The following is a 20,728-nucleotide window of genomic DNA, read 5'->3' as shown; positions in this document are numbered from 1 at the left end:
AGCGAGTTAATCTTCAGAGTTGGACTACTCAGCTCGTTGTTAACTTGTATTCTTTCTCGCTACTCTTTTGCCTTATTTAGGATAGCTGAATCCCATACATAGCCCTTAAAATTGACGCGGAAAAAGGCGGAGTAAAGGACTGGGCACAGTACAAGAGTCAGCCCGCTTGCTACTGTTAAACCGGAAACCATAAGTACTGCCATAGGGCGCCACATACCACCACCTGAGACGATCAACGGGACAAGCCCGACAATGGTTGTAATCGTAGTCATAATGATAGGACGCGACCGTTGTAATCCGGATAAGACGAGAGCGTTTCTAATATCAATCCCACTTTTTTCGAGCACATCAATCCTATCAATAAGCATAATTGCATTGTTGACGATAATGCCCAGTAAGCTGATCAGTCCCAAAAGCGGCATGAAGCCGAACGGTTGTCCTGTAAGGAGCATTCCGGGAGCAACACCTATCATCATAGGCGGCAAAGTAAGCAGGATAATTATTGGCTTACGAATTGAATTAAATTGAGTAACCAGCACAATGATGAGAAGCCCCATTGCCAGTGGCATGTTTGCCATCAATGCAGCCTGAGCCTTCCTGCTCTCTTCATCTTCACCGCCAACTTCAAGAGTATAGTTTAGCGGCCATTCATCTGATTCAATCAACTTATCGAGCTTTGGTTTAATTTCCTGTAAAGCATCAGATGCATACCTTCCGACCACATCAGCCATTATTGTCATAGTTCGAACTTCATCACGGCGTCGAACGTTGGACGGCTGCCAGATAAAATGAGCGCTGGCGACTTGTGCTAAAGGTACACTCAGTTTTTCAGTATAAGAATAAACATTCATACCTGGAATCTTGTCTGCCTGATCTCGGTAATCATCATCTGAGCGTAAAACAATAGGGATTACCGTGTCACCATCACGAAATTCAGAAACAGGTAATTCAGACATCTGCATTTGCATGGACATAGCTATATCTTGACTACTAAGCCCAGCCCGTCGTGCTCTATCCTGATTTACTTCGATAACGAATTCTTTAGTCCATTCTCCCCAATCATCCCAAACGACGGTTACGCCTGAAGTATCCTCTAGAATTTTTCCAATTTTTTCACGTAAATCGTAGAGCTCTTCTATGCTGTCTCCAGCGACCCTCAGTTCAATTGAAGCACCTGCTGGGGGCCCAAGCATCATTTCCTTTAATCTGAAACGTGTATCTGGAAAATTTTCTATGATCTCATGTTCTGTTTTATCCATAAAACTTTCCAAATGATCAAATGAATCGATATTAACGATTAACGTCGCCAAATTTTCGTTCTGCTGCTCAAGATCTAAAGGGAGATACCAGCGTGGCCCGCCTGTACCTACAAATGTTAGCACTGATTTAAACTCTTCTTGTTTCATTAAGAACTTTTCAAGCTTCTCATAACGTCTTTCTGTCGCCCTAATGTCTGTGCCGTATGGTTGCCAGAAATCGATCATAAACTGCCCGCGCTCATTAGGGGGGAAGAATATGTTTGGTACTGATTTGAATCCTGTCAGGGCAGCGCCAAACAAACCGAATACAATAGCAAGAGCGATAAACCTATTTTTCAATGCCAACATCAATAGCTTGCGATAGGCATTGTAGATTTTGCTGGAAAAGGTTTCTACACTTGGCTGCGGCTTGAGCAGGTAAAAACACATCATTGGCACCATGGTCATCGACAATAACCATGAAGCTGCAAGAGTCAGCGTGATTACCACGAATAGTGATACACAATATTCTCCGGCAGAACTTGGAGCCAGCGGGATTGGAAGGAATGCAAAAACAGTTGTGAGGCTTGCTGCTAAAAGAGGGAAAGAGAGCTCTTTCGCGGTACTTATAACCGCTTGTTTACGATCCAGCCCTGCTCCCAATTTTACAAGTATGCTTTCGCTTACAACAACCCCGTTATCCACAAGAATCCCTAGAGCAATAATCATGGCTGCAATGGATATTCGCTCAAGCATTACATCAAATAATGGCATGAAAATAAGTGCTGTCAGCATAGCCATTGGAACAAGCGTTCCGCAGATTAAACCTACACGTATGCCAGCAAAAAGTAGCATGACTAGAATTACGAAGACAAACGCCTGCGCTAGATTTATGAGAAAATCGAAGATTGAAGTCTGAACATATTCCGGCGTGTAGATAGCCATTTCAAGATCAAGGCCGGCGGGTAACTCTTCGTTAACCTTTTCCACAAGTGTTGTAAGTTCTTTGCCGAGTTGGATAATGTTGTTACCAACCTTCATGCTGACAGCAAGAAGAATGGCAGGTTTGCCATTGTATTGTACCATTGTGGTCGGTGGATCAACAAAACCACGCTTAATATCGGTTAAATCTGAAAGCGCTACACTTTCTTTACCACCCGGAAAGCGCAGTGACAGTTGACGAATATCGTCAACATCCAAAAACTCACCCGTTGAGCGGATGTTAATCCTTTCAGGGTCATCATACACCTGCCCGCTTGGCTTGATAATGTTTTGGGATTGGATAACCGATGCCAACGCGAAAGGGCTAAGCCCTAATTCGGCAAAGCGGGCATTTGAAAATTCGATAAAAATTCGCTCTTCTTGCTCACCCCATAATTCGACTTTGGAAACCTTTTGAAAGCGCAAAATTTTATTACGGATGATATCTATTTCATCTTTCATTTCACGATATGTATAGCCATCACTTGTAAGCGCAATAAGGAAACCGAACACATCTCCAAATTCATCGTTTACGTAAGGGACAGAAGCTTCTGCGGGTAATAAAGGGATTGTATCGTCGACTTTGTTTCTCAACTTTTGCCAAGCAGGCGCTACGTCTCTAATACTTTCATAAATATTGACTTCGATGATGGAAAGACCGGTAAAAGACTGTGACTCGACAAAATCAATCTCACCCATTTCACGAATTTTTTCTTCAAGCTTATCGGTTACGAGTTCTTCGACTTTTTGTGGAGATGCACCTGGAAACTGCGTAGTGACAACAGCTGTACGGACAACAAAATCCGGATCTTCCTGTCGAGGGATAGTCGCAAGTGTGATGACACCGGCAACTGCAATAAGGATAAATATTGCAAGAGACGTTACGTTATTCCGGAGGCTCCATTCCGTAATACTCATAAGCGACGTCCTCTATTGTTCCTGAGGTCGTACTTTTTGACCTTCCTGAAGGCTGTGCACGCCTCTGACTACTATCAACTCTTGTGGCTTGAGCCCTTTCTGTACGATTAATCCACCTTCTCCCGGAAGACTAATTGTGACTTCGCGTTTATGAACAATATTTTCAGCATCCACTATCCATACGTATCTCTTTCCATCAGCAAGCCCAAAAACTGCAGCGGCTGGAACCACTACCAATCTGTATTGTTCTGCCTGCTTGAAATTGAACGAAACCTCTCCCACCATACCGGAACGGATACGTTTATCTGTTGTTCCGATACTGATAGTCACAGGGAATGTTGATGTTTCGTTTGAGCGAACGCCTACTTCTTTAACTGTTCCTTCCAGTTCCAAATCACGGAACACATCAAAACGTATATCAACTGGTTGATTAAGCTTTACCATGGCAATTAGTCTGTCAGGAACACCAACTTCCATTTCAAGCATACCCCGTGAATTAAGAGTCGCCACTGGCTCACCAATGGCAACGTTGGTGTGCACTTCAGCCGGAACAGAGCTAATTGTTCCAGCTTCCGGTACGAACAAACGGGTATAAGAAAGGTTACGCTTCGCGATTGAAATTCGTTCATTTTGAGCAGCAGATTTTGCTTTCATGGAATCAAGATATGAGGCCGCCAAATCAAATTCACTCTGGCTGATCACATCCATGTTAACGAGCTTTTCTTTACGGTCATAGTCAAGCTTCGCATTTCTTAGCTCTGCAAGAATGTCTTGAAGTGATGCTTTTGCTTCACGCATTTCTAAAAGATAGTCAGTAGGATCAAGCTCTGCTACAAGAACTCCTGGTTTCACCTTTTGTCCTACATCTACAGGAAGTGAAATGATCATTCCGCTGACTCGAAATGAAAGAATTGTTTCAAGAACATCCTTTGCTGTTCCTGAAGTAGACCATATCCGAGTTTTCAAAATGTCCGGCACGCGGTACACAATGACCTTTTTAGGGGGGAGCGGTTTTGCAACTTCTTCACCACAACCGACAAGGCCGGTTGCGATTGCAATCAGTATCAGCAAAAACCATACGTCAGGGCGCACGCGCATATTTCACCTTCAAGCTTGTTACGAATATCTGTTCCTCGCATAGCAAAAATCCTATTCTTCAAAAAATAACAAAGTGCTAGGCTTGCAACAACTATATGTTCCTGTAGCCTTCATCACCTAAGTATATCCTTCAACACATCAACAGCCCTGTCTAAAAAAAATTCATCCCTTTCTGCTAGACGTAGTGGAAAGAATGTATTTTGCTTTTTTTCGCGTGAATATCTCCCAACAATCTTTGACGTTACTTCAATAATACTTTGGACTTTTCCATGTCACCGCATATGATAACGACAAGTCTGTACTCATTTTTTTAATCGAACTGACATCTCAGTTGAGGAATTCATGGACCCCATAATCTTATCTGTTACGTTTGTTTTGGGACTTTTGGCCAATCGCATGAAGTTGCCTGCACTTGTGGGGTTTCTAGTTGCTGGCTTTATTCTAAATGCGATGGGTTTCACGGTATCCGAGGATATTAAGGATATTGGCGATCTGGGTGTTACCCTTCTGCTGTTCACTATTGGACTTAAGCTGAAAACCAAGCAGTTGTTGCGGCCAGAGATATGGGCTGCTGGTTCAATACATATGACAGTAACTTTGCTTTTCTTTGGATTAGTTGTTCAGCTACTAACCTTTACTGGATTACATTTTTTCGTAGGATTGAGTGTTACAACATTTCTTCTCATTGGTTTCGCTTTGAGCTTTTCTAGCACCGTTTTTGCCGTGAAAATTATGGAGGAAAGTGGATTATCCAAATCCCTCAATGGCAGAATTGCTATTGGTGTCCTTATCATTCAGGATATTCTTGCTGTACTTTTTATTACTTTTTCTACGGGGAAAACACCTTCCCTATGGGCCCTTCTCATAATTGCTCTACTTCCCGCAGCACGTTGGCTTTTCCGATACATTCTCGACCACACTGGTCACGGAGAATTACAAGTACTTTTCGGCATGTCGCTTGCCCTGGCAGCAGGCGCAGGTGCCTTTGAAATGGTGGGACTCAAGGCAGACCTTGGTGCGTTGATCATGGGAATGCTTCTAGCAACGCATCCCCGGGCGTCTGAATTAGCAGACTCATTGCTTAGTCTCAAAGATTTTATGCTCCTTGGCTTCTTTCTCAGTATTGGGTTAGGCGGCTTTCCAAGCATGGCGGCCCTTGCTGTGGCAGCGTTTTTCGTATTGCTCATTCCTCTTAAGAGTTTACTTTTTTTCTTTTTATTCACACGGTTCAACGTCAGTGCACGTGCCTCCTTTATTACCGCTATTAACCTGACAAGCTATAGTGAGTTTGGTTTGATTGTTGGAGCCATTGGTGTCTCGTATGGATGGATGGATAGTAAGTGGCTTGTGGTTATGGCTATTGCCCTGTCGCTATCATTTATCGTGGCTTCCCCTTTGAACATGCAGGCTGAAGAGTTGTTTGAAAGATGGCGCAATTTCCTTAATCGGTTTGAAACAGAGATATCGCATCCAGAAGAAGAACTCATTGCGTCTACGGCAAATTGGCAGATAGTGATTGTCGGCATGGGGCGTTCGGGTACGCAAACATACGATTTTTTACGAAAAAATTTTGGCGATGTGATTTTGGGGGTGGATGCTGATCAGGAAAAAATACAGCGGCATAAAGATGCAGGGCGTGAAGTTATGTATGCCGATGTATCAGATGGTGATTTCTGGCGAAGACTTGCGCCATTAAGTTCTGTCAAACTGGGTCTTCTTACTATTCCAAGTCTTGATGCAAAACTTTACGCCATGAGTATGGCAAAAAAGGTAGGCTCACAGAGTAAACTTGTTGCCACAACAGAATATGACGACGAAATTGAGCTTTTGTTAGAAGGCGGTGCGGATTTTGCTTTTAATATTTATGACGGGGTAGGCATTGGCCTAGCCAGCGAAATCAACAATTGTCTAGATGCTTCTAATATAGTGATTGAGGAGCAAAACCCACAGGTTGATTATTAAGAAGTGCATGTTAAGTAAGAATGGTTCATTTACTTTGGCAACTAGTCCTCTTTGTATCATATAGTAGATGATGCTGGGGGTATCTATGCAAAATATTGGACACAGTTAGCGAAAGAGACTTTAAGGATTAGATCTTTTCGGGCTTGTTTCACCATTTCTCAAAAACTTATTTTACTCAAAAAAAGTGGCTCTGTTTTAGCAGAGCCACTTTGATTTATTATAAGAACATTGAAACGATATTACTATGAAGATGTATTGGCGTGATGCCGCAAGTCTTCTGTTACGGTTGCAATTTGCTCTGTAGTTTCACCGAGGTTGACAATTACCTGTGTCGCACCTTGAACTTCTTCACCAGAAGATGCAACAATACCTTCCATTTGTCCTAATGCGGTGGACACCTGAGAGTATTCACTTGCCTGTCTATCTGCTGCTTCAGAAATCTGTAACGAGCGATTATAGGTTGTCTCTGCACCATCAGCAATTTGCTTAAAGCGCTCTCCAGATTCTTCCGCAAGCTCTGCAGTCTGAGTAATGTCTTCAGCAATACCATTCATGGATTGCGCATTTACTTGAGTTGCCTGCTGAATGCCGGAAATTGTGCCGCCTACTTCTCTAGTTGCTTCCATTGTTTTTTCTGCAAGCTTACGTACTTCATCAGCAACAACAGCAAAGCCTCTACCTGCATCCCCTGCTCGTGCCGCTTCGATCGCTGCGTTAAGAGCAAGCAGGTTGGTCTGGTCTGCAATATCTGAAATCACAACCATAACCTGATTAATGGATTCTGCTTGTCTATCGAGCTGGCTCATCTGCTCTTGAAGAGTATTGGCCTTTTTGTGGACTGCTTTGATAGATGAAAGGGATTTTTCAATCATCTGGAAACCTTCACGAACAGCCTCAAGCTCCATTTTCCCTTGTGACATAGCCTGATTAGCAAGTTCTTTAATAAGAATTGCGGCTTGATGCAGGTTTTCCATCGCATGATCAACTTCATTCATCTGATTTTGTTGATCATAAGATTTTTCACCCACAACATCCATATGTCCCATAAGGGTGCCCATCATAGTCTTGCTTTGCAAAGCTGCCTGCTCAAGCATCTGAGCAGTTCGTAAAATCTCATCATATGATGTTTGCAGATCGTGTCTGTTCTTTTCAGCATCTTTTTGAGCCAAGGCTGCAGCCTGAGCTTTTTCTTTGGCTTCTGAACTAGCTTTTTGTAAGTCATTATGACCTGTAAAAAGCTCTTTAGACATTGCGTTCATGGCTAAAGCAAGCTCAGATAATTCATCTGAACCATCAGTCGGGATGTGCAAGTCAAGCTTACCATTTGCAATATATTTTGCACCATCTGTAACGGTTGCCAGAGGATGTAGAATACTACGGATGATAAAGAGGCAAAGAAACATGATCCCGAACAGGAAAATACTAAACAACGTCGCGGCAAGAATGATTCTAGGACGCACAAGACTCATAAGAGTTGTTTTAAATACGGCCTGATTCTCTCGGATATTTGACATGTAGATACCGGTACCGATCCAGATATCTGTCCCGGAAATGAATTGAGCAGAACCAATTTTAGGCTGTAGTCCCTCCCCCGGTTTTTTCCACTGAAATTCAGTAATCCCCCCACCCGCTTTGGCCATTTGAAATAATTCTTGAATAATATATGTGCCATTAGGGCCCCTTAATTGATCAAGATTTTTCCCAATAAGAGATGGATTTGCACCATGAGCAAAACAAGTGGTGCCCTTGTACGCGTAGAAGTAACCAGATTTATCTTTTTCAAAACGAATCTGTGTAAATGCTTTTTGAATTATTTTTTGTTGTTCAACCGGATCAGTAACTTGATCCAGAGAAGCTGAAAGAGCACTCGCAAGAATTGTTGTAGCAGCGGTTATTTTCTCTTTTTCTTGAAGAGTCATTCGCTTGTTAACTTCGATCGAACTTGTATCCATGAGTGCATTGGCGGATTGCCAATATTCGAAAAGTAATCCCCCCAGAGATAAAAGGAGTAAGGCAAAAAGTATCTGAATTCTGGTAGCAATTTTAAATTTTCGCAACATAGTAAATTCACTTGTATGTTCTGTTTAAAAATAATTATTCTAGATAGTTGATGCTTTCTACAACAACGTAACGTCACCAAGGCAAGCCACAAGGTAATACTGTTAATTGCGAAACGCACGGTAGGTGAAAATACACTACCGTGATAGGCGCAGGCGTAGAGTCCCCTCTGTGAAAAGATGAGGATTAGCAGGATATCTGCATAGAAAATTAAGCGTTGAATCAAATAGGGTAACTAGCCATAGCTATATTTCATCCAATTACGACATAGCCCTGAATTTCGTGATTCCAGCGGCCGCGTGTAAAGCCCCCTAAACTTAAGCTATGTTCTTTGAAGAAGACTTATTGAAAACGACTATCAATGTCAACTTTTCTTGATGACATCCGATTATCAGGTCATAATTTATTTTGATTCTTATGCTTTTACTGTGCGTTAGCACTGCCCAATTGCAATGTTGTGGCGTCAAAACTGCAAATGCATGTCAAAATGAATTAACCGGACCTGTAACAGCTAAAAGTTTAGCTCTTCCTTCAGCCATGAGATAAAAAAGTTAAGTCGATCATCCTGTTCTGGATTCACAACAGATAAGACAACATAGTCCACCCCTGTGTTCACAAATCCAAAAGGTGCAATGAGCATCCCCTGCCGTATGTCATCAATCACTAAGGGTTCAGGTCCAACAGCAATACCTAATCCTGCTACAGCAGCCTGTAGACTAAAGTAAAAGTGATCATACAACTGCTCTGAAGAAATATCGGACATTATCGAAGTTAGTTTAATCCAATCTCTCCAAGCTTCCGGTCGGGTGCGCGTATGAAGGAGTTTTTTTGGCAAATCTTTATTCTTGCGCCAGTACTCTGGACTACAAACTAGTCCAATTCGTTCCGTACCCAGTGATGTTGCCGAATAGGAAGCAGGCCATACAAAGTCAGATCGACGGATTGCCATATCCAAGTCAGCAGAAAGTATATCTACAGGGCCGCCAGCTGTGGAAAGATGAATATCCATTTCTGGATGCCGTTCGTAGAACTCTCCTAATCTTGGCATTAACCAGCGCATTGTAAGAGAAGGTTCGCATGATACTGCAAGGCTCGGAGTATCCTTTTTTGTTCTCACCTTGCTGCACGCTGACTCAAGTCTAAACATTATGCCTGACAGTTCTTCGGCGAATAACCTTCCTTCTTTTGTAAGCACCAGTTGACGATTTTGCCTGTGAAAAAGCGGCAGCCCAAAATGCTGTTCCAGCTTCTTTACAGCCTTACTTACTGCACCATGAGTCACATGCATTTCTGCTGCTGCTTTGGTAAAGCTTTCATGCTTTGCGGCAATGCAAAATGTCATTAAAACTCCCAAGGGAGGAAGGGAATGCATTACGATCTCCTGTGAATAAAATTCATATGAACCCATACAATTTTTCGTTATTTTTCTTTGAAATACAAGTGTAAAGATGGTTTCAATGAAAACACAGATGGAAAGGAAGTATTATGAATGTATGGGGAAGTGAAATGACAGTTGTCATCGCAGTTATTGTTCTTGCTGTAATTAGTCCGGGGCCGGATTTCGCTATAATAGTCCGAAACGGATTACTTTACGGACGTAAAAATGGTCTTTTTACGGCTCTTGGAATTGCCTCCGGCATCTCGGTTCATATTTCTTACACACTGCTAGGTCTCGGTTACGCTGTTGCAAAGTCTGCATGGCTACTGGAAGCGGCCAAATATTTAGGAGCAGCCTATCTCGTTTACTTAGGCTGTATGTCGATTTATAGTAGTTTTAAAAATGGCTCAGCGAAATTATCGCTTGAAAATGCAGATAGTTGCCTTTCGAAAAATACAAGCTATGGCAATTTCGCTGCATACAAAAATGGTTTCCTTTGTAATGCGCTTAATCCAAAAACCGCCATGTTTTTCTTAGCGCTATTTACACAAGTAATTTCTCCCTCTACCCCCAAAAGTGTTCAGATAGGCATTGGCATATTCATTTCAGATATCCATTTACTTTGGTTTTCTCTTGTTGTCCTCTTACTCACAAATTCAAAATCTTCAAAAATTGTGGCAAAGAGTAAAGTTTGGATAGAAAGAGTTGTTGGGGGAAGCCTTATTGGATTGGGAACTAAAGTTGTTTGTGACAGTTAGTCACTACGTAAAAGGAGCCATCATGCCTATCAACCCTATTTGCTTTAAAGACAAATTGGCACTGTTTTCCGAATATTGGTCGCCACGTGTTATCGCAGAAATGAACAATTACCAGTTTAAATTAGCTAAATTCAGTGGAGAATTTGTGTGGCACGAGCACAGGGATACAGACGAAGTCTTCATTGTCCTCGAAGGGGAAATGAGTATTTTATTTCGGGATGACAAGGTCGATCTTTCAGCAGGTGAGATGTTTGTCGTTCCTAAGGGGATAGAACACAAACCAGAGGCATCGAATGAATGCCATGTAATGCTTATTGAACCAAGGGGCGTAATTAATACTGGTGATAATAGCGGCGAACTAACTGCTGATAACAATGTTTGGATATAGTAAGGCTTCATTCAGGAATATGGTCTTGCTCTTACTCATTATTAACTACCTATATTTAGAATGAAAAACAGTCTCATACACGTAGGGTTAGTAAGTGTAGTCTGACCTGCTCTCCTCTGTAGGACTTTATTAATATAAGTTTAAATAAAAAAGCTGAAATCATGTGATTTCAGCTTTTTTGTATTCATAAATGTTCTTCGAAAAAATTCTTAAAACAATTTATTGTGAAGGCTTACTTGATATGTCCGCAATCTTTTATCTGATACGCACTGCAAAAAAGCGGCGATGAGATAAGAAAATCTGCAGAGGAAAGGTTACTTGCTGTAGGGATATTGTAGAGAACGGCTAAACGAAGCAGTGCCTTAACGTCTACATCATGCGGCTGAGGCTCCATAGGGTCCCAAAAGAAAATGAGTACTTCAATTTTCCCTTCCGCGATTAATCCCCCTATCTGCTGGTCACCACCTAGAGGGCCGGATTTCATTTTATGTAGTCCGGTATACATTTCCATTCCGGCTGCAGAGGTTTTTTCCTGCAGCAGATTTTCAACAAGGCTTCCCGTAGTGCCGGTAGCAAACAAGTTGTGATGGATTAATGTATCGAAGTTGCAATCAACAAACTCCAACATCGTTTTTTTGCAGTTATCGTGAGCGACAATGGCTATATTCTTAGTAAGTTCCATGAGTCCTCAATCCTATTGTTTGTATGATAGCAGAAGCAAATATCTTTTACAGCATGGTAGCACGGGTTGTTTTCGACAACAATACAATATGTATGGAATGTTACGGGAGTGTTAATAAGAGAAAGAGAATACGTGAAGTGAGATGTTGAGTGGACTAGAGTCGACTGTACAACCAAATGAGAATGCAATTCCGAATTGCAATACAGCCCGCCAGTTCGAAAAGACCCTTCTTAATTTCTTTGTCTAACTATATATTACTAAGATTACCAGCGGGGCTTCTTTTACTATTTGATGAACCGTTTTATTAAGAAAGGTATATTTTATCCCCACTCTGGCGTTTGTAAAACGATTCCTCTTTCCATAACCCCTTTAAATCATTTTCTGAGCTTTATCAAAGTTCGACTTATTTGGTACTTCGACTGCGCATTATGCATTATCAAGGAATAGTTTTTATCTTCTCAGTCAGATAAGCTTTTTCTTATTTGAAAATTTTTCATTGGCGAGTTGTTAAGACCGATTCATGGAGGATGCATGGAAGAACAATCAACACTGCGCGATTCCGTCTTAACAATAGCCGGCATCCTCTTAATTTTGTTCGCCGCACGATCAGCTCAAGCTATTGTCATTCCTCTTCTGCTCTCAATTTTCATTTCTGTTGTAATAACAGTGCCCATAAGTTGGCTGAAACGTTGGGGAGTATCTACTCCTTTGGCAGTGGGGATTGTCATTATCGCAACCTTGTTCCTTGAGATGGGAGCAGGCTTATTACTCGGCAAGTCTGCTTCTCAATTTAGTCAGGCAATGCCTGAATATCAGGCACGACTAACTGGCATTATGGACAGCGTAAATGGTTGGATGAGTAGGCATGACATTGACTGGTCAGACTCTGGACTTTCTAAAACGCTAAATCCAGGTGTTGTCCTGAGGTACGCGAACACATTTATGGCGGGGCTTGGGAGCGCTCTGAGCAATATTTTGCTTATTATGTTTACTGTGCTCTTTATGCTAGTCGAGATTCGTAATTTACCATTAAAGCTTCAGGCTCTTGACGACTTGAATGGTGGAGCGTTGCTCGAAAAATGCACTTCTATCCTTGAGAGTACCAAGCAATATATTTCGATCAAAACTCTTACCAGTATCGTTACAGGTGTTTTAGTTACCGTCGGATTAACTGCGATTGGGCTTGATTTTGCTCCGTTATGGGGATTTCTTGCTTTCGCACTTAATTTTATTCCTAACATCGGCTCGGTGCTTGCGGCAGCACCGGCAGTTCTTCTGTCATTTTTACAATTTGGATCGACGGAAACATTTATTGTGATTGGTATCTATTTATTTGTAAATATTGCAGTTGGCACCGTACTTGAGCCAGCTGTCATGGGGCAAAAGGTTGGTTTATCAACGCTGGCAGTATTTTTGTCTTTAATTTTTTGGGGATGGTTACTTGGACCTGCGGGCATGTTGTTGTCGGTTCCATTAACCATGGTGATAAAATACGCAGCGGCAACGAATAACCAAACTTTATGGCTAGCCATTTTGCTTGGCCCAGCCCCGCAACCTCCTAAGGATGATGAGGATTAATTTACCTTTTCTGATTTCTTTTAAAAGGATGGACTAAAATGACACACGATGATTTGCGAAAAGAAGTTGAAGAGTTACGGGCACAACTACTCAAACTTAAACATCATAAGACTGGGCATCATAGTCAAGCTGTTAAGTCTATAAAAAGAGCTACGGCTAATTCTACCACTAAATTGAAAAATGTTTTGAAAGATAAAGGTATTCCACAGCGTTTTACTGACAAGGATTTGCGTAAAGGTTTGGTGGTTCCAGTAGCCATCGCAGGCACGTTTGTTCTTGGTGTTCTCGTAGGTCGTTCATTACCCAAATAGGACATGAAAATGACTGATCCAATTAACAAAATACAAATTCTTATCCGTTCCGAAATTGCTCTGCTTCGTCTTCAGACTAAACGCATGGCAACGCAGACCGGCTTTAGAGTTGTAGCGTTAATTTTTGCCATATTAGCTTTGGCCATGCTCACGTTTGCTGGTTATCAAGCATTAGTTGAGCCGTTCGGGCCTGTCATGGCCGCACTGTTTGTTGCGCTGATTGATGGAATACTAGCGCTACTCCTTATATTTGTATCTCAACATGTAGGAAACTACACTGAACAAGAACGAGTGCTAAAAGAAATTCGTGAAATAGCATATGGCGAGCTCAATGCAGACTTTGAAGAACTGAAAGACGGAGTGGATCAAGTCTCGGGAGATGTGAAGCGAATTCACGATAACATTACAACCATTGTCAGTGGAGCAAGTGAATTAGTAAGCTTTGTCACTCCGGTGTTAAGCCTTCTAGTAGCGACAATTAAAGCGAACAAGGGAAAAGAAGAGTGATAAGGGCGATACGTTTCCTAAAGAGGTAATTGACTAGAAATTTAATGAATGTTTTTAATAAAAAAGAAGCGTTACCGATGAATCGGTAGCGCTTCTTTTTTATTCTATCCGGACAATTTCCAACTAAGTAAATGTTGCCCTCGAAGATAATGTCGATAGTAACCGACCAAGTTGCTACTCAAAAATAAGAGCTCCATAATTACTGCCACTGGGGATGATGCTAAATAATTATGTGGTATCCAGAAAAGAGTGCCAATAATCATCAATATGCGTAGGCGCTTGTCGTTGTTTGAAAATGCTCCAGCTGTGTGAAAAGCCGTTCCTGACAAACTGAGAAGGCTCAACACTCCCTCATACGAGAATGCTGTCACAGTTATGGCTAGCCCTATGAACACCCACATGGCCTTGCTTGATGTTGTGAATATGCTTGTTAAATAACGAAGCGTTGCCACAAGCATTAATAGTCCTGCAGTCTGGTGCCCGAGTAAAAAAAAGTGCGTCGAAATTAATATGCCGGAAACGAATAGACATTGAACAATTCGCTTTCTGTCTTTGAATTGAAAAGACAGTATGTCGAAAATGATGGCAATGCCGACAAGTATCTGTGAAACGAGATAAAAAGACACTGGAAATAGTTCTCCTGACGTAGAAAAGAAATTGAGTAAAACAAGACCTACTTCCGTAACTACCTTTTATATAAGCAGCCCAAATGCACAATGTGCTTAGAGTTGTCCCTATTGCGACATTTTGCTGTCTAGCACCCCACTCGCATCAGAGTCAATTTCAATTCTTCCAGTTCACTCTCACAAAAAAATGAAACAATTCGGTTTGTAACTGTTTGTTGCAAGAGAAGTAAAAGCCTTACGGTCTCATAACTGGTTCGGGTCGAATTTCATTTTTATTACGCTAGCCCGCAGAGATGTCGGCTCTTCCACTAGGCTAGGTTGCAGTATCCGAGATCCATCACTGTGTTATAAAAAGTAATACCGCACGGCTTGTTACGGTCGCATTATTAGAAGCGATAAAGATAGCGCAGTTCACAAACTCCATGGCCTGTATCACCAAGAGCACATTCCTGTCGCGCAAAACCAAGGGTTTCATATAGGGACGTCGCCTCACGTAATGCGGGGGCGGTTTCAAGATAGCAGGCTTTATAGCCAGACTGACGAGCGAAATTTAATGCCTTCAGTACCATGCGACGACCCAATCCAGTTCCTCGACATTCGGGCATAAAGTACATCTTTTGCAATTCACAGAGTCCATCGTTGCTGCCTTGAAGTGGCGCAATCCCACCGCCACCAACAACTTTTCCATCTTTTTCTATAACCCAGTAGCGGGTTCCCTTTGTCGCATATGCTTCACTCATACTTTCTACCATGGGATCACCCACAGCATATCCATCTTCTGCACGTAGTCCAAATTCATCGGAAACCGTTCGGATTACAGCTGCCACAGCAGGATTATCTTCATTTGTGATTGGACGAATAATAAAATCTTTCTGTAGGCGGTTGTAGCGTAATGCCTTGGCGTACGTTTTTAATCCTTCAGCAACGACCTCTTGCTCTTGAGGACTTAGCAACTCAAGTGCACCACCAACAAGCTCGTCAGCTTCAACATGAACTTGCTGAACGCGCTTGCGTCCTGAAGTTGTGATGGAAACATCCTTCGCACGTCTGTCTTCTTTGTTTTCTGTAAATTCTACAAACTGTTCTTTACCTAATGAGGCAAGAGTTCGACTTGCATTCGATTTATCTATTAATAGCATGTCGGCGATATGTTGAACGGACAATGTCTTATGTGTTGAAAGCTCAATAAGAGCATGAGCTTCAGGCACAGTTAAGCCTTGCTGGTCAGCTCTGTTTGCGACAAGTTTCCACTCTCGAGCAAGGTTACGTGAATGTTTTCGAATCGTACGAACCTGACTTTCTTTCATTTTTATTCCCGCTTGGCTTTAATTAGTTGCGACATACAACTAATTAAAGCCAAGCTATTAATCTGTCAAGGCTGAGTGAAGAAAGATCCCCTTGAGGGGAATAACTAGAGCCTTTAAATATTGGTTACAGTATCTACTGCAATTATGAATGAAAACGGTGAATATAATGATTCATCGCTTTATCGCGCACTATAATTTTTCACGCGTAACGTACTGAAATGTTAATCAGTACTCATACAATAAATTATTCGATCAAATCTGAGTGTCGAAGTATTAGCTCGATACCTGTTGTTTAATGTTACAGAACATTTTTAATACGATACAGTTAGAGAAGCACGTTGTTTATGGATGAAGCAACTTCAACACCTACCTATGCCGTATTCTTATGAGGTATTAATTGCTTCCTACTTTGGTTATTATTGTCTACCGTTACATTTCTATGTAACAACCTAGTATCAGCTTTTTTGTCTCTAAAGGAGAGGTGGATGCATAAGAATTTATTATCAATAATTATATTTGTATTATGCATCAGTGCCCTTACTCCTGTTCGGTCTATTGCAGCTGAAAAAAGCACAGCAACAGTCCTTGTTCTCAATTCATACCACATGGGGTATTTATGGGGAGAGTCAGTTCTACAAGGGATACGAGAAGAACTTGAACAGTCAGTTCTGCCTATGAAGGTTCATTATGAATTTATGGACACAAAGCAGCATAGCACCGCGAAAATTTTCCCTCTTCTCTATGAGCTCTATTCAACTAAATACAAAAATACCAAATTCGATGCCATTATCGCTTCAGATAACAACGCACTAGATTTCCTCGTTCGTTATCGGGATCAACTCTTCCCCAATGCGCCCGTGGTGTTTTGTGGTGTTACTCGCTTCACTCCTAAATTGCTGCAAGGTAAATCGGGATTTACCGGTGTGGCAGAAGAAGTTGACTTTAAAGAGACTATAGAGCTTGCCCTTACCCTATTTCCTAGAACAAAAAATATCGCATTGGTCAGCGGTGGAGTAACAACATCCAGTAAAAACAACCTTGAACAGGCAAAAGAACTTGCACCTTTGTTTGCCAACAGAGTGTCTTTTATCGAGCTTACCAAGCTTAATCCTGTTCCGCTTCAAGAGAGGCTTGCAGCGCTTCCCACGGATACAGTTATTCTTTATCTTTCCTATTACCGTACTCCTGACGGAACAGTGCTGAGTGTTCAGGAAAGTACATCACTGATCGCAACAGCAAGTAACCTCCCCGTATTTTCTCCATGGCTATACACTTTAGGTAATGGAGTTCTGGGTGGCAAAATGCTCAGCGGGATTCAACAGGGAGAAACTGCCGCGTTACTTGCTCTGGATATTCTAAAAGGAGTTCCGGTTACTGACCTTCCGGTTATTCGTAAGCCGCGGAACGAATTTATTTTCGACTATCGGCAGTTAAAAAAATTTAAAATACCGCAAGAAATTCTACCCAATCGTTCAGAAATTCTTTTTGAACCGCAAACTCTTTTCTATAAATACAAGACCCTTATTCTCATCGCCATAGCTTGTTTCATCTGGCTTTCCCTCACCATTCTTGTTTTGCTGCGTATGCTTAGAGAAAAAAATCAGACAACAAAGTTACTTAAAAGAGAAGAAGAGCGTCTTGAGTCTCTTCTTGAATTGAACGGACAAGAAAAGAGTTCTTCTGATGAACTGATTCTCTTCAGTGTTAATAAAGTCCGAAAACTACTCAACGCGAACACTGCTGTTTATCTGACAATAACTTCAAATAAAAAAGTTGATCGTTACTGTCTCAGTAACGAACTGAATACCTCTTGGCATTCCCTACCTAATCAGCTGGGAATTGAAGATCTTATTTCTCCGTGGGAAGAGCTTATTCAGCAGAAAAGCACATCACGACTCCGTGCAGAAAACGCGAGAACGCCCGTTGTCTGGCCGTTAGGCATGAACAAATTTAAAAATAGCATCGCTCTACCCATTTGGGAGCGGGAGCAATTACGAGCGCTCATTGTACTAGGTGATGACGTTGTCACTTTTTCAAAATCAGATGAGCGACAGCTTACCCTTATGATGCAAGGTGTTACCAACTTTATTCAGAAACGCCGCGCAAAAGAAAGGGAAGCCCAGCTTGCATCTGAACTTCGCCAATCGCAAAAGATGGAAGCGCTTGGCACTGTTGCAGGCGGGATTGCTCATGACTTTAACAATATTATCGGCGCTATTAGTTCGTGTTGCGAATTGGCTTTGGATGATGTTTCCAAAGAGAATCCGGCGCATGAAGATATCAAACAGGCTCTTAAAGCTGCTTACAGGGGAAAACAAATTATTGGTCAAATTCGCAGGTTTAGTAGCCGTTCGGAAGTTGCTACTGAAATGATCTCTCTGCCTAACCTCGCTGAAGAATGCATTCAGCTTTTGCAGACTCTCCTTCCTTCGACAATCGAAATCAAATTTTCATCGAAAACACCGCATGGCGGAATGCTTCTAGCTGATGCTGGAGAGCTGCATCAGGTAATCATGAACCTTTGTTTGAATGCAGATCATGCGATGTTTGGTATGCAGGGGGTTCTTGCTATTGATATCGAAGAGGTTGATGTAACGGCAGACAGTTTTGACCTTCCCCGCGGGTTGTCCCTCGGGCGTTTCTTACGCCTGTCCGTATCAGACACCGGCACGGGAATAGACAACGAGTTTCTCCCTCGTATTTTTGATCCATTTTTTACTACGAAGAAAGAGAAAGGCGGTACGGGGCTTGGACTTTCAACAGTTCATGGCATCAGTAAGAAATATGGCGGTGCAGTTACTGTGGAAAGTGAGCCAGATAAAGGAACCACGTTCCGAGTCTTTTTACCGGAAGTTGTAACAGACTATTGTGCGTGGGCACCAGAGCCTGAAAAGTCCTCTACTCACGGTACAGAGCATATCCTTGTTGTGGATGATGACAAAGAAATGCTTTATTCTGTACACAAGTTCCTTGAGCGCCAAGGGTATACTGTAACGATGTTTCAAAGCAGTGCCGAAGCATTGGAGTGTATCCGAACTAACCCGAATAAATTCGATTTACTTCTCGCAGATCAAATTATGCCCGAGCTTACTGGACTTGAACTTGCAAGTGCAATTTCTGACATTGCACCGGACTTACGTATTATCATCTATAGTGGTTTTGAGGGTAGCAATGCAGAATTATTTATGCGCCAATCCGCAGAGATTGGCATCTCAGCATTTCTTGCAAAACCATTCAGGAATGCTGATCTCGGAAATACAATCCGTAACGTATTAGATTCTCAACAGGATAGTGTGGCATGGCTTTAGTTCTAATTATTGATGATGATCCCTCTATTAGCTACACCCTTTCAAGAGCAGCACAACGTCAGGGGCATACTGTAACCTTTGCCCGAACACTCAGAGAAGGGGAGCAAAAGTCTATAGAGCAGGAATTTGCGCTGGTCTTTCTTGATGTCTGCCTCCCAGACGGTGACGGTCTTACTCTACTGCCAAAACTGAAGGCTCAAGAACCTTCACCAGAAGTCATCATTATTACCGGAGCCGGTGAGCCGGAAGATGCAGCAACCGCCATAGCCAACGGAGCTTGGGAATATATTCAGAAAAGCGATTCTATTCACCAAATTGCAGTGACGTTAGAGAGAGCGTTACGTTATCGAGAAAAAAGACTCTTTGCGCCTCAAACTTCTTCTCTTCCCTTACAACGTGAAAACATTGTTGGAGACAGCCCTGCGTTGCGCCGTGCTCTGGGTACAGTGGAACAGTATGCTGCAAGCGATGTTAATGTGCTCATAACCGGTGAAACAGGTGTCGGCAAAGAGATGTTTGCTCGTGCTATTCATGAAAACAGTAACCGCCGCCATCAACCTTTTATAGTGGTAGACTGCGCTGCCCTTCCAGACACTCTGGCAGAAGGGATTTTATACGGTTATACAAAAGGTGCCTTCACAGGAGCTGCTAAAGAAAACAGCGGCCTTATTATGCAGGCAGACGGTGGGACTCTATTTCTAGACGAGATTGGAGAACTTTCTCTGGACGTACAAAAGAAGTTCTTACGACTCCTTCAGGAGCATACTGTCAGACCGATTGGTGGCACACGAGAGCTTCATAGCCATTTCAGACTACTTGCCGCCACCAACCGTGACCTTGAAGTAATGGTTGAAGAAGGTACCTTTAGAAGTGACCTGCTTTTCCGAGTGAAGGCATTACACCTACCACTCCCGTCCCTTATGGAACGCAAAGAGGACATCCGACTACTGGTAGAGAAATTCATTTCCGTCCTCTGTCGTCAATATAGTATCCCGCCTAAAAAGGTAGATCCCGAACTACTTGAGGTACTAGAGTCTTACAACTGGCCGGGGAATGTCAGAGAGTTACGGCACGCCATTGATCATGCCGTTTCTGCTGCGCGTCATGAACCCTTGCTCTTTTCACAGCATATTCCTCAAATGATCCGAATTTCAGTCGCGAAACAACGAGTCAGTCAATCCCCGGCACGCCTTGCACCATTGCCGGATAAAAAAGAAGATCTGCCACCGTTAAACGAGTTTCGTGCTGAGGCATATAGGAGATTAGAGGAACAGTATCTTCGTGACCTTATGCTTCTGACTGAAGGGGTTATAAAAGAAGCCTGTACTATTTCAGGACTATCCCGCTCTAGACTGTATGCTCTGCTTAAAGAACGTGGGGTCTTGCAAAACAAGACATCTGAGGATGGTTAATCCGCCCCAATAACCTCACTTGATACAACATCCTGTTTTTTCATGCTAAATAAGTAAAAAGAAAGTGTCCTATTTTTTAGGACACTTTTTTCTTATGCACAGTTTGACCTTCGAAACCTTGCTCAAATGAATACAAAACAACTTTTACTCTGTTGGTTGTTTAATCATTTTAATGTGTAAGGATGCTATTTCCATCCTGAAAAACAAGACCTTTTAAC

15 protein-coding genes are annotated in these 20,728 nt (G+C 42.2%); 8 read left to right on the top strand and 7 right to left on the bottom strand.

Going from position 1 to position 20,728, the window contains the following annotated elements; genetic code table 11:
* Window positions 1-59: 59 nt before the first annotated feature.
* Both ACZ5V1_RS06330 and ACZ5V1_RS06325 read right to left on the bottom strand, forming a co-directional pair.
* Complete coding sequence (locus ACZ5V1_RS06330; protein WP_464391135.1) at window positions 60-3,137, bottom strand: efflux RND transporter permease subunit; 3,078 nt, start codon at window positions 3,135-3,137, stop codon at window positions 60-62.
* A 12-nt stretch (window positions 3,138-3,149) separates the two neighbouring features.
* Window positions 3,150-4,235, bottom strand: a complete 1,086-nt coding sequence (locus ACZ5V1_RS06325; RefSeq protein ID WP_464391134.1) for an efflux RND transporter periplasmic adaptor subunit — start codon at window positions 4,233-4,235, stop codon at window positions 3,150-3,152.
* Window positions 4,236-4,577: 342 nt separating this feature from the next.
* Between ACZ5V1_RS06325 and ACZ5V1_RS06320 the strand changes: the two genes are divergently transcribed.
* Entirely contained in the window at window positions 4,578-6,197 is a 1,620-nt protein-coding gene (locus tag ACZ5V1_RS06320; RefSeq protein ID WP_464391133.1) for a cation:proton antiporter domain-containing protein, read from the top strand.
* Between the two features lie 242 nt (window positions 6,198-6,439).
* Here the strand turns inward: ACZ5V1_RS06320 and ACZ5V1_RS06315 are convergent, their stop codons facing one another.
* Together ACZ5V1_RS06315 and ACZ5V1_RS06310 are read right to left on the bottom strand one after the other, a co-directional pair.
* A complete protein-coding gene (locus ACZ5V1_RS06315; protein WP_464391132.1) occupies window positions 6,440-8,257 on the bottom strand; it encodes a methyl-accepting chemotaxis protein in 1,818 nt (605 codons plus the stop codon).
* Between the two features lie 509 nt (window positions 8,258-8,766).
* Entirely contained in the window at window positions 8,767-9,597 is an 831-nt protein-coding gene (locus ACZ5V1_RS06310; protein ID WP_464391131.1) for a LysR substrate-binding domain-containing protein, read from the bottom strand.
* 143 nt (window positions 9,598-9,740) lie between these two features.
* Between ACZ5V1_RS06310 and ACZ5V1_RS06305 the strand changes: the two genes are divergently transcribed.
* Together ACZ5V1_RS06305 and ACZ5V1_RS06300 are read left to right on the top strand one after the other, a co-directional pair.
* The gene (locus tag ACZ5V1_RS06305) at window positions 9,741-10,391 is read left to right on the top strand and encodes a LysE family translocator (RefSeq protein WP_464391130.1); all 651 of its coding nucleotides are present in this window, start codon (window positions 9,741-9,743) and stop codon (window positions 10,389-10,391) included.
* A gap of 22 nt (window positions 10,392-10,413) precedes the next feature.
* A complete protein-coding gene (locus ACZ5V1_RS06300) occupies window positions 10,414-10,779 on the top strand; it encodes a cupin domain-containing protein (RefSeq protein WP_464391129.1) in 366 nt (121 codons plus the stop codon).
* Between the two features lie 232 nt (window positions 10,780-11,011).
* Here the strand turns inward: ACZ5V1_RS06300 and ACZ5V1_RS06295 are convergent, their stop codons facing one another.
* A complete protein-coding gene (locus ACZ5V1_RS06295) occupies window positions 11,012-11,461 on the bottom strand; it encodes a methylglyoxal synthase (protein WP_464391128.1) in 450 nt (149 codons plus the stop codon).
* 531 nt (window positions 11,462-11,992) lie between these two features.
* On the opposite strand from ACZ5V1_RS06295, the gene ACZ5V1_RS06290 reads away from it, so the two are divergent.
* From ACZ5V1_RS06290 to ACZ5V1_RS06280, 3 genes are read left to right on the top strand one after another with little or no spacing between them, the layout of a single operon-like run.
* Window positions 11,993-13,039 (top strand): AI-2E family transporter, encoded by a 1,047-nt coding sequence (locus ACZ5V1_RS06290; protein WP_464391127.1) that lies wholly within the window; start codon window positions 11,993-11,995, stop codon window positions 13,037-13,039.
* A gap of 38 nt (window positions 13,040-13,077) precedes the next feature.
* Window positions 13,078-13,350 (top strand): hypothetical protein, encoded by a 273-nt coding sequence (locus ACZ5V1_RS06285; protein WP_464391126.1) that lies wholly within the window; start codon window positions 13,078-13,080, stop codon window positions 13,348-13,350.
* Window positions 13,351-13,359: 9 nt separating this feature from the next.
* On the top strand, window positions 13,360-13,857 hold the full coding sequence (locus ACZ5V1_RS06280; RefSeq protein ID WP_464391125.1) for a phage holin family protein: 498 nt from the start codon (window positions 13,360-13,362) through the stop codon (window positions 13,855-13,857).
* Between the two features lie 104 nt (window positions 13,858-13,961).
* Here the strand turns inward: ACZ5V1_RS06280 and ACZ5V1_RS06275 are convergent, their stop codons facing one another.
* Window positions 13,962-14,483: a YgjV family protein gene (locus ACZ5V1_RS06275; RefSeq protein ID WP_464391124.1), complete on the bottom strand. Its 522-nt coding sequence runs from the start codon at window positions 14,481-14,483 to the stop codon at window positions 13,962-13,964.
* Window positions 14,484-14,869: 386 nt separating this feature from the next.
* Window positions 14,870-15,790, bottom strand: a complete 921-nt coding sequence (locus ACZ5V1_RS06270) for a bifunctional helix-turn-helix transcriptional regulator/GNAT family N-acetyltransferase (RefSeq protein WP_464391123.1) — start codon at window positions 15,788-15,790, stop codon at window positions 14,870-14,872.
* A gap of 485 nt (window positions 15,791-16,275) precedes the next feature.
* On the opposite strand from ACZ5V1_RS06270, the gene ACZ5V1_RS06265 reads away from it, so the two are divergent.
* Window positions 16,276-19,098: an ABC transporter substrate binding protein gene (locus ACZ5V1_RS06265; RefSeq protein WP_464391122.1), complete on the top strand. Its 2,823-nt coding sequence runs from the start codon at window positions 16,276-16,278 to the stop codon at window positions 19,096-19,098.
* Window positions 19,089-20,510: a sigma-54-dependent transcriptional regulator gene (locus tag ACZ5V1_RS06260; RefSeq protein ID WP_464391121.1), complete on the top strand. Its 1,422-nt coding sequence runs from the start codon at window positions 19,089-19,091 to the stop codon at window positions 20,508-20,510. Before ACZ5V1_RS06265 ends, ACZ5V1_RS06260 begins: the two co-directional genes overlap by 10 nt.
* Window positions 20,511-20,728 lie beyond the last annotated feature (218 nt).

Source organism: Halodesulfovibrio oceani subsp. galateae (assembly GCF_055397225.1).
Note: the sequence above shows the minus strand (reverse complement) of the source record. Positions and strands in the feature narration are given on the sequence as shown.

Excerpts from the sequence above, each read along its gene's own strand:
- ACZ5V1_RS06330 (WP_464391135.1), bottom strand. The coding sequence starts at position 3,137 with ATGAGTATTACGGAATGGAGCCTCCGGAATAACGTAACGTCTCTTGCA.
- ACZ5V1_RS06325 (WP_464391134.1), bottom strand. The coding sequence starts at position 4,235 with ATGCGCGTGCGCCCTGACGTATGGTTTTTGCTGATACTGATTGCAATC.
- ACZ5V1_RS06320 (WP_464391133.1), top strand. The coding sequence starts at position 4,578 with ATGGACCCCATAATCTTATCTGTTACGTTTGTTTTGGGACTTTTGGCC.
- ACZ5V1_RS06315 (WP_464391132.1), bottom strand. The coding sequence starts at position 8,257 with ATGTTGCGAAAATTTAAAATTGCTACCAGAATTCAGATACTTTTTGCC.
- ACZ5V1_RS06310 (WP_464391131.1), bottom strand. The coding sequence starts at position 9,597 with ATGACATTTTGCATTGCCGCAAAGCATGAAAGCTTTACCAAAGCAGCA.
- ACZ5V1_RS06305 (WP_464391130.1), top strand. The coding sequence starts at position 9,741 with ATGAATGTATGGGGAAGTGAAATGACAGTTGTCATCGCAGTTATTGTT.
- ACZ5V1_RS06300 (WP_464391129.1), top strand. The coding sequence starts at position 10,414 with ATGCCTATCAACCCTATTTGCTTTAAAGACAAATTGGCACTGTTTTCC.
- ACZ5V1_RS06295 (WP_464391128.1), bottom strand. The coding sequence starts at position 11,461 with ATGGAACTTACTAAGAATATAGCCATTGTCGCTCACGATAACTGCAAA.
- ACZ5V1_RS06290 (WP_464391127.1), top strand. The coding sequence starts at position 11,993 with ATGGAAGAACAATCAACACTGCGCGATTCCGTCTTAACAATAGCCGGC.
- ACZ5V1_RS06285 (WP_464391126.1), top strand. The coding sequence starts at position 13,078 with ATGACACACGATGATTTGCGAAAAGAAGTTGAAGAGTTACGGGCACAA.
- ACZ5V1_RS06280 (WP_464391125.1), top strand. The coding sequence starts at position 13,360 with ATGACTGATCCAATTAACAAAATACAAATTCTTATCCGTTCCGAAATT.
- ACZ5V1_RS06270 (WP_464391123.1), bottom strand. The coding sequence starts at position 15,790 with ATGAAAGAAAGTCAGGTTCGTACGATTCGAAAACATTCACGTAACCTT.
- ACZ5V1_RS06265 (WP_464391122.1), top strand. The coding sequence starts at position 16,276 with ATGCATAAGAATTTATTATCAATAATTATATTTGTATTATGCATCAGT.
- ACZ5V1_RS06260 (WP_464391121.1), top strand. The coding sequence starts at position 19,089 with ATGGCTTTAGTTCTAATTATTGATGATGATCCCTCTATTAGCTACACC.